The 8,357-nt window shown below is 68.6% G+C and carries 7 protein-coding genes; 3 read left to right on the top strand and 4 right to left on the bottom strand.

From position 1 onward, the window contains the following. Positions 1 to 54: 54 nt before the first annotated feature. Complete coding sequence (locus tag G5B46_RS17895) at positions 55 to 231, top strand: hypothetical protein (RefSeq protein WP_165260953.1); 177 nt, start codon at positions 55 to 57, stop codon at positions 229 to 231. A gap of 163 nt (positions 232 to 394) precedes the next feature. Beyond that, the gene (locus G5B46_RS17900; protein ID WP_165260955.1) at positions 395 to 2,686 is read left to right on the top strand and encodes a TonB-dependent receptor; all 2,292 of its coding nucleotides are present in this window, start codon (positions 395 to 397) and stop codon (positions 2,684 to 2,686) included. Positions 2,687 to 2,871: 185 nt separating this feature from the next. Here the strand turns inward: G5B46_RS17900 and G5B46_RS17905 are convergent, their stop codons facing one another. From G5B46_RS17905 to G5B46_RS17920, 4 genes are all read right to left on the bottom strand, one after another. Continuing rightward, complete coding sequence (locus tag G5B46_RS17905; protein ID WP_165260957.1) at positions 2,872 to 3,675, bottom strand: response regulator; 804 nt, start codon at positions 3,673 to 3,675, stop codon at positions 2,872 to 2,874. 98 nt (positions 3,676 to 3,773) lie between these two features. Beyond that, positions 3,774 to 4,919, bottom strand: a complete 1,146-nt coding sequence (locus G5B46_RS17910; protein ID WP_165260997.1) for a hypothetical protein — start codon at positions 4,917 to 4,919, stop codon at positions 3,774 to 3,776. A 277-nt stretch (positions 4,920 to 5,196) separates the two neighbouring features. Further along, positions 5,197 to 6,483 carry an adenylosuccinate synthase gene (locus G5B46_RS17915; protein WP_165260959.1) on the bottom strand — a complete coding sequence of 429 codons (1,287 nt, stop codon included), beginning with the start codon at positions 6,481 to 6,483 and terminating at the stop codon, positions 5,197 to 5,199. A gap of 120 nt (positions 6,484 to 6,603) precedes the next feature. Next, complete coding sequence (locus G5B46_RS17920; RefSeq protein ID WP_165260961.1) at positions 6,604 to 7,212, bottom strand: acyloxyacyl hydrolase; 609 nt, start codon at positions 7,210 to 7,212, stop codon at positions 6,604 to 6,606. A gap of 112 nt (positions 7,213 to 7,324) precedes the next feature. Between G5B46_RS17920 and G5B46_RS17925 the strand changes: the two genes are divergently transcribed. Then, positions 7,325 to 8,293, top strand: a complete 969-nt coding sequence (locus tag G5B46_RS17925; RefSeq protein ID WP_165260963.1) for a threonine/serine dehydratase — start codon at positions 7,325 to 7,327, stop codon at positions 8,291 to 8,293. Positions 8,294 to 8,357 lie beyond the last annotated feature (64 nt).

Below are 8,357 nucleotides of genomic sequence, written 5' to 3' on the forward strand. Positions count from 1 at the left end.
CCAGCCGCTTTCGCGGCGTCTTTCGTTCTGGCCCCGGCCTGCTAGCTTGGCGGCATGTCGTCCATCCTGCGCCGTCGCCTCATCCTCGCCGCCCTGGTCATGGGCGTGCTGGCCAGCATCCTGCTGCTGAACAGGGGGCTGCAGGGCGAGCCGCGGCTAGGCCAGCTGGCGGTCGTGTTGTTCCTCGGCTGCGTCGGCGGCTTCTCGGTCTGGGCGCGTCGTTTCAAGTGATCCGTGCACGGATCATCCGCGCACCTACATAAAACCGCAATAAAACTGTCGCCGAAACTTCTCTGGCTCAGAAGTTGTGGCGAAACTATGCCCTCCCCCGACAAGAACACCCGTGTCCCCCGGTGTCGGGCCGAGGGCGCGGAGTGTCCGTGGGGATGTTCCGATGAAGAAGACCGCTCTGCTGGCGCTGTGCGCCATCGCTCCGCTGGCGATCGCCGCCCAGGCCGCGGCCGCCGACGTCGCTCCGGCCGACGCGCCGATGGCCACCGCCGAAGCGCCGGTCACGGCCTCGGAAGTCGTGGTCCAGGCCCAGATCGCCTACCGCAACCGCAGCGAAGAGACCGCGCCGGTCCTGCAGTACGACCTCGACTACTTCCAGCGCTTCGAGCCGCTGACCGCCGGCGACGCCCTCAAGCGCGTGCCGTCGGTGGCCTTCCTGTCGGACGTGCTGGAATCGGACGGCGTGCGCCTGCGCGGCCTCGACCCGGCCTACACCCAGATCCTGATCAACGGCGAGAAGGTCCCGGGCGCCGGTTCGGGCTCGGGCGCGTTCGGCGCCGGCGCCGACGGCTCGTTCTTCGTCGACCGCATCCCGGCCGAACTGATCGAGCGCATCGAGATCGTCCGCAGCGCCAGCGCCAACCGCAGCGGCGACGCCGTCGCCGGCGCCATCAACATCGTGCTGCGCGACGCCTACGCCCTGGACGGCGGCTTCGTCCGCGCCGGCGCGATGATGTTCGACGACAAGCGCATCCGCGAGACCGTCGGCGGCGTGTGGGGCGGCCAGGTCGGCCCCGGTCGCCTGCTGGTCGGCGCCAACATCCAGGGCCGCCGCAATCCCAAGCAGAAGCTGTCGCTGCGCTATGACGAGCCGAACGGCACGCTCGACAACAGCGAAGTGCAGACCGACGTCCGCAACGGCACCGACTATTCGGTCAACGCCAGCTACCAGGTTCCGCTGGCCGGCGGCGATCTGGACCTGGCCGGCTTCTTCGTGCGCACCGATCGCTTCCAGGACGAAGACTCGATCGAGTACGCCAAGGACATCCGCACCAACGCCAACATCCAGACGATCAACAACAACGACGTCCAGATCGACCAGGACAGCTGGTCGCTGACCGGCAAGTACAAGCGCGACATGCTGGGCGGCCGCACCGCCGTGAAGCTCGGCTACGCCGGCTTCAAGGGCGAGGAAGCCGAGTTCGAGGACGAGATCGAGTACCTGCGCGACGCGATCCCGTTCCCGGACGGCGACCGCATCACCCGCGACAAGTCGCGCCGCGAGATCGACGACACCGAATTCTCGGCCAAGATCGAGCACGAGCGCGACCTGGCCATGGGCGCCGAGCTGGAGTTCGGCCTGCAGTACGAGAAGAAGGAACGCGACACCCTCTTCACCGAGGTTCCGCGCAACCGCTACAACCTGCCGGCCTCGACGGTCCCGGCCTTCGGCGCCTACGCCCCGATCGCCGGCGGCGACGCCACCTTCGAACAGACCCGCCTGGATCCCTACGTCATGCTGTCGGGCAAGTCGGGTTCGCTGAAGTGGGAAGCCGGCCTGCGCTACGAGACCACCGACGTCTCGATCGAGGACCGCACCTCGGGCGACACCTACGACAACGACTACAAGATCCTGCTGCCGTCGGCCTCGCTGCGCTACAACCTGACCGCCAGCGACCAGCTGTACGCCGCCACGGCCCGCACCGTGCGCCGCCCCAGCTTCGAGTATCTGTCGCCGGCGACCCTGGAAGCCGAGCTGGGCGACAACGACTTCACCGGCGTGCCGACCCTGAAGCCTGAAACGGCCTGGGGCCTGGACGTCGGCTACGAGCGCCGCCTGGGCCGCTCGGGCGTCGCTGGCGTCAACGTCTTCTACCGCAAGGTCAACGACCTGCTGGAGCTGTACAACACCGGCGCGGAAGGCAGCGAGGGCGACGGCACCTTCGTCTACTCGGCCCGCAACGCCGGCGACGGCAAGGTCTGGGGCATCGAGTTCGACCTGTCGACGCCGCTGACCTTCGTCGGCCTCGACAACACCGGCGTGTTCCTGAACTACTCGTGGCTGGACAGCGACATCGACGACGAGTTCGGCTCGCGCAAGTTCAACAGCCAGTCGGACTACGTGCTGAACGTCGGCTTCATCCAGGACCTGCCGACCTGGGGCGCCTCGTTCGGGGCCACCTACCGCAAGCAGGGCGAGGCCTACAGCCGCGTCGTCGGCGAGGAGGTCACCACCACCTACGGCGGCGACCTGGAGATCTTCGTCGAGAAGCGCATCGGCAAGGACCTGACCATCCGCCTGACCGGCTCGAACCTGCTGGACGCCTCCAAGAAGGAGAGCTTCAACAAGTTCACCACCATCGAAGACCAGAACGACCGGAACTTCGACGAGTACGAGCTCGAGCGCGAGCAGGCCGGCCCGGTGTTCCAGCTGATCGCCCGCATGGCGTTCTGATCGGACGATGTGAGACCCTTCTCCCCTTGCGGGAGAAGGTGTCGGCGAAAGCCGACGGATGAGGGGTCTCTCAGACGCAAGACGCCGCGAAAGCCGATCGGCTTTCGCGGCGTTTCTTTACGTGCAACCCCTCATCCGACCCGCTGCGCGGGCCACCTTCTCCCACAAGGGGAGAAGGAACATCCTCAGGCCGCGCGGCCGTTGCTGTCGTCGGTCATGAAGCCCATCAGCACGTCGATGCGCTTGACCAGTTCGGCGCGGGCCATGGCGCCGGTGACCTCGACCTGGGTCATGGCGCCCAGGGCGTTGGCGGCCTCGATCAGGCGCGGCTCCTTCACCGCCTCGCCGACGGCGCGCAGTTCGGCGGCCTGGGCGGCCAGGGCGCGGCGGGCCTGGGCCGGGTCGCTGTCCAGCGACTGGGCGGCCGACTTGACGATGCGCAGGGCCTGCGAGAGGCGCGCGGCGGGCGTGCCGGCCTGGTCGGCCTTGCGCTTACGCGGGCCCTTGTATTCGGCCGAGTTGAAGCGACGGCGGTCGGGGCCGACGTACTGCACGGCCTCCACCCAGTCGCGCGGCTTCATCGTCACCGCCTCTAGGCGTCGTTCCAGATCCTTGATCGTGAACGGCTTGCGCATGAACTCGTGGATGCCGGCGTCGCGGGCGCCGAAGATCGCCTCGGCGGTGGCCTCGGCGGTGCACATGATGATCGGGGCCTGGCGGCAGGCCAGGTCGCTGCGGCGGATCTTCTTGGCCAGGGCCAGGCCGTCGACGCCAGCGCTGGAATGCTCGACGAAGATCATCTGCGGGTCGACGGTGCGCACCATGCCCCAGCCCTGCTCGATGGTCGGGGCGGCGAAGACCTGCACGTTGCCCACGTGGCGCAGCTGGTCGCCCAGCAGGCGGACGGCGGCCGTGCTCGGGTCGACGACCAGCACGCGCTGCATCTTGGCGGCGATGCGCTGCAGGGTGCGGGGGTTGCCGTCGAACACGGGGCGGGGTCTCCAGAGGATCGAACCCGACTCTTACGCTCAGGAGGGTAAAAAACCGCTTGATGAACAGGCGCCGACCTGTGCGACGGATCGACGGCCTAGATGGCCAGCGAGGCCGACAGCCCGGAGTCGAAATCCTGCAGGATGTCGACGGCTTCTTCCACGTCGACGATGGCCGGCTGGCCCTCGGGGAAGCGGTAGCGCCAGAAGCTGGCGATGTGCGAGATCACGCCCACCTTTTCGCCGAGCGACAGGAACATGTCGGGCGCGCGCAGCAGGAACTCGCGGAAGGCCTGGGGCTTGCCGTTGTCGATCAGGTCCTCGAAGGCGTCGTCATAGACCTTGATCGTGCGCAGCACCGCGGCGCGCTCCAGCACCACGCCCTGCTGCAGGCGCTTGCGGGCGTCGTCGACATAGCGGGCGGTCTCGGCCTCGCGGGCGCCGGTGATGATCATCTGGCCGATTTCGCCGGCCGTGGCGGTCAGCTGCGGCCACAGGCGGGTGAGCATCCACTTGTAGTAGAGGAAGCCTTTCCAGCTGAAGACGCCTTCCTTGAAGCTCTCGCCCTCCAGCACCAGGGTCTCGCGCAGCGGCTCCAGCCGCTCGTCGACGTCGGTGGACAAGAGGGCCTCGACCAGGCGGGCGGCCGCCGCGCCGTTGACCCGGCCGCTGTCGCGGTAGGCCAGGTCGATCAGTCGCGAGATCTCGACGGCGACGAAACCCTGCATCTGCTCCAGGTCGCCCGGCGACAGGGCGAAGTAGCAGGGGGCCACGATCATGCCGTGGCGGCGCAGGTGCTCGCGCAGCAGGAACGGGTCCAGCGAGGGCAGCATGTCGATCATGCGCAGCGTCGCCAGGTCTCGCGTCATGTCGGACGGGTCGTTGCAGGCCTCGCGCAGCAGGTCGATCCAGCCGCGCTGGCCGACGAAGAACGACTGGCCGCCCAGGGACAGGTCGCTGCGCTCGAACGGAATGATGATCTTGGTCGCCGTCGGTCGCGCTTCGTCGAACAGGAACAGGTCGTCGCTGCGCAGGCGATGCTTGACGATCAGGGCGTTGTTCAGGATCCGGTTCCGGAACAACGGATGCTGGGAATATTCGGGGCGCTGGCTGCTGTCGGCGGCGATGGCCAGCAGGTTCAGCACGCGGCTGGTCGACGCCGTGCGCTCCAGCGCGCGCAGGCTGCGCGTCAGGCGGTCCGGCTTGCGGACGGGAGCGAGCTTTCGGCGCGCGGACAAGGTCAGGAACCCCCTCGGTTACGAAGGGAACCCTACCGGCCGCGACCTAAGCAAACGCTAACCGTCACCTTGGGTAGTCCCCGGAATGGGGATTAGCGGAGAGCGGGAGTTTCCTTCTCCCCTTGCGGGAGAAGGTGTCGGCGAAGCCGACGGATGAGGGGTCTCTCAAACGCAAAACGCCGCGACGGCGGATCGGCCGTCGCGGCGTCCAAGGTCCTGCGACCCCTCACCCGACCTCCCTTCGGGAGGCCACCCTCTCCCGCAAGGGGAGAGGGACGCGTGTTTACCCCGCGAACGGGTCGCGCATCAGGATGGTGTCGTCGCGCTCGGGGCTGGTCGACAGCAGGGCCACCGGGGCGCCGATCAGTTCCTCGACGCGGCGCACATACTTGATGGCGTTGGCGTTGAGGTCCTTGAACGAGCGGGCGCCGGCGGTGCTTTCGCTCCAGCCTTCGATCTCCTCGTAGACCGGCTCGGCGGCCGCCTGGTCGCGCATGCCGGCCGGCAGGTAGTCGACGATCTTGTCGCCGATCTTGTAGCCGACGCAGATCTTCAGGGTCTTCAGGCCGTCCAGCACGTCCAGCTTGGTCAGGGCGATGCCGTCGATGCCGTTGATGGCCACCGACTGGCGCACCAGCACCGCGTCGAACCAGCCGCAGCGGCGCGGACGGCCGGTGTTGACGCCGACCTCGCGGCCGACGGTCGACAGGTGGGTCCCGACCTCGTCATCGAGTTCGCAGGCGAACGGGCCCTCGCCGACGCGGGTGGTGTAGGCCTTGACGATGCCGAGCACGTAGCCCGGGCCCTTGGGGCCCATGCCCGAACCGGCGGCGGCCTGGCCGGCGACGGTGTTGGACGAGGTGACGAACGGATAGGTGCCGTGGTCGACGTCCAGCAGGGCGCCTTGCGCGCCTTCGAACAGGATGCGCTTGCCGGCCTTGTGGGCCTGGTCGAGCACGCGCCAGGCCGGCTGGGCGAAGGCCAGGATCTGCGGTGCGATCTCCATCAGCTGGTCGAACAGCTGGCCGGCGTCGGCGTCCGGCAGGCCAAGGCCGCGGCGCAGGGCGCCGTGGTGGCTGAGCAGGCGCTCGATCTTCGGCTTCAGGGCTTCGGGGTCGGCCAGGTCGGCGACGCGGATGGCGCGGCGGCCCACCTTGTCCTCGTAGGCCGGGCCGATGCCGCGGCCGGTGGTGCCGATCTTCTGGCTGGAGGCGGCTTCACGCGCCTGGTCCAGGTCGCGGTGCAGCGGCAGGATCAGGGTGGCGTTGTCGGCCAGCACCAGCAGGTCGGGGGTGATGGCCACGCCCTGGGCGGCGATCTTCTCGATCTCGCCCAGCAGGTGCCAGGGATCGACGACCACGCCGTTGCCGATGACCGAGGTCTTGCCCTGCACCACGCCCGAGGGCAGCAGGGCCAGCTTGTAGACCTTGCCGTCGACCACCAGCGTGTGGCCGGCGTTGTGGCCGCCCTGGAAGCGCACGACGACGTCGGCCCGGTTGGAGAGCCAGTCGACGATCTTGCCCTTGCCCTCGTCGCCCCACTGGGCGCCCACGACGGTCACGTTGGCCATGATAGAGATATGCCTTGTCACCTGCCCGGTAGCGCCCGCGGCCCTTCGACAGGACTCGGCGGCGGACGTTCGTCAGATTGTCGGTGACGGGCGGGGGTCGGCGGGCGACCCCCGTTGAAGTCAGAAGGCGTAAAGCAGGCGCACGCCCAGATCGTCAAGCCCCTGGTTCTTGCCTTGGTGGAAGATCTGGCCGTTCGACAGGTGCACGTAGGACAGTTCGGCCGCCCACTTGTCGTTGAAGCGGTAGCCCAGGGCCAGCTCCGGCTGGAACAGCACCTTGGAGCCGAAATCGATGCGGGTGTTGTAGAGCTTCAGGCGGCGCTGGATCTCTTCCTGGCTGATGCCCGGCTCGTTGACCGGCGGCAGGCCGGTCTCGCCGTCGGTATAGGCCAGGCCCATGCCCGGACGGAAATAGAAGCCGCCCTCGTCGCCGAAGTCGATCGGCCAGGAGAAGCCGGCGGCCACGAAGTTGGAGGTGTTCTCGCTGTTCAGCGACACGAAGGCGTGGACCTGCGGCTTGCCCAGCCAGGTCAGGTTCTCCAGGCGGTCGGTGCGGTAGCCCAGGTGCAGGTCGACGCCGTCCTCGCGGCCGGCGGCGCCCAGGCCGACGGCCTCGCCGATGAAGGTGACGTCGTGCTTGTAGGCGCCGACGATCAGTTCGCCGGCCGAAGCGGCGGTCGCGCAGGCGAGCGCGGCGCCGGCCACGGCGGTCAACAGTGCGATTTTCATGATGTCTGACCCCTCAGCAGTATCCGGCTCCCTTATGGCGCGAACCGCCGGTGCGAGCTAGAGCAGGTCGGAACGAAAGGTGCGGCCGTGGCCGCCTTGCAACCGAGGGCTCATGACCGTTTCGCTCGCCGACATCCAGGCCGCCGCCGAACGCCTGAAGGGCCAGGCCGTGGTCACGCCCCTGCTGGAGAGCGCGGCCTTGTCGGACCGCCTGGGCGGCAGGGTTTTCGTCAAGCCCGAGACCCTGCAACTGGCCGGCGCCTTCAAGTTCCGCGGCGCCTACAACCGCCTCTCGCAGTTCACGGAGGAAGAGCGGGCGCGCGGCGTCGTGGCCTTCTCGTCCGGCAATCATGCCCAGGGCGTGGCCCTGGCGGCCGACAAGCTGGGCATGCCGGCCCTGATCGTCATGCCGGCCGACGCGCCGTCGGTGAAGGTCGAGGCCACGCGCGGCTTCGGGGCCGAGATCCGCTTCTTCGACCGCTTCAAGGAAGACCGCGAGGCCATCGCCGCGGAGATCGCCGCCGAGCGCGGCATGATCGTCGTGCCGTCCTACGATGATCCGCACATCATCGCCGGCCAGGGCACGGTCGGGCTGGAGATCATCGCCCAGGCCGAGGCCGCTGGCGCTGCGCTGGACAAGGTGCTGTGCCCGATCGGCGGCGGCGGCCTGATCGCCGGGACCTCGACGGCGGTGAAGGCGCTTTCGCCCGCCACTCAGGTCTGGGGCGCCGAGCCGGCCGGCTTCGACGACACCCGCCGCTCGCTGGGCAGCGGCCATCGCGAGGTGATCGATCCGGAAGCCCGCTCGTTCTGCGACGCCCTGCTGGCGCCGACGCCGGGCGCCCTGACCTGGCCGATCAACAGCCGCACCCTGACCGGCGTCGCCGCCGTCACCGACGAGGAAGTGGCCGCGGCCATGCGCTGGGCGTTCATGCACCTCAAGCTCGTCGTCGAACCCGGCGGCTGCGTGGCCCTCGCCGCCGCGCTGGCCGGCAAGATCGACGTCAGGGACCAGGCGACGGTGATCGTGCTGTCGGGCGGGAATGTGGATCCGGCGGTGTTCGCGGGGGTGCTTTCCTGATCCTTCTCCCCTTGCGGGAGAAGGTGGCGGCCGTAGGCCGTCGGATGAGGAACCTCCCCCCGTG

Source organism: Caulobacter sp. 602-2 (assembly GCF_011043625.1).
Taxonomy (GTDB): domain Bacteria; phylum Pseudomonadota; class Alphaproteobacteria; order Caulobacterales; family Caulobacteraceae; genus Caulobacter.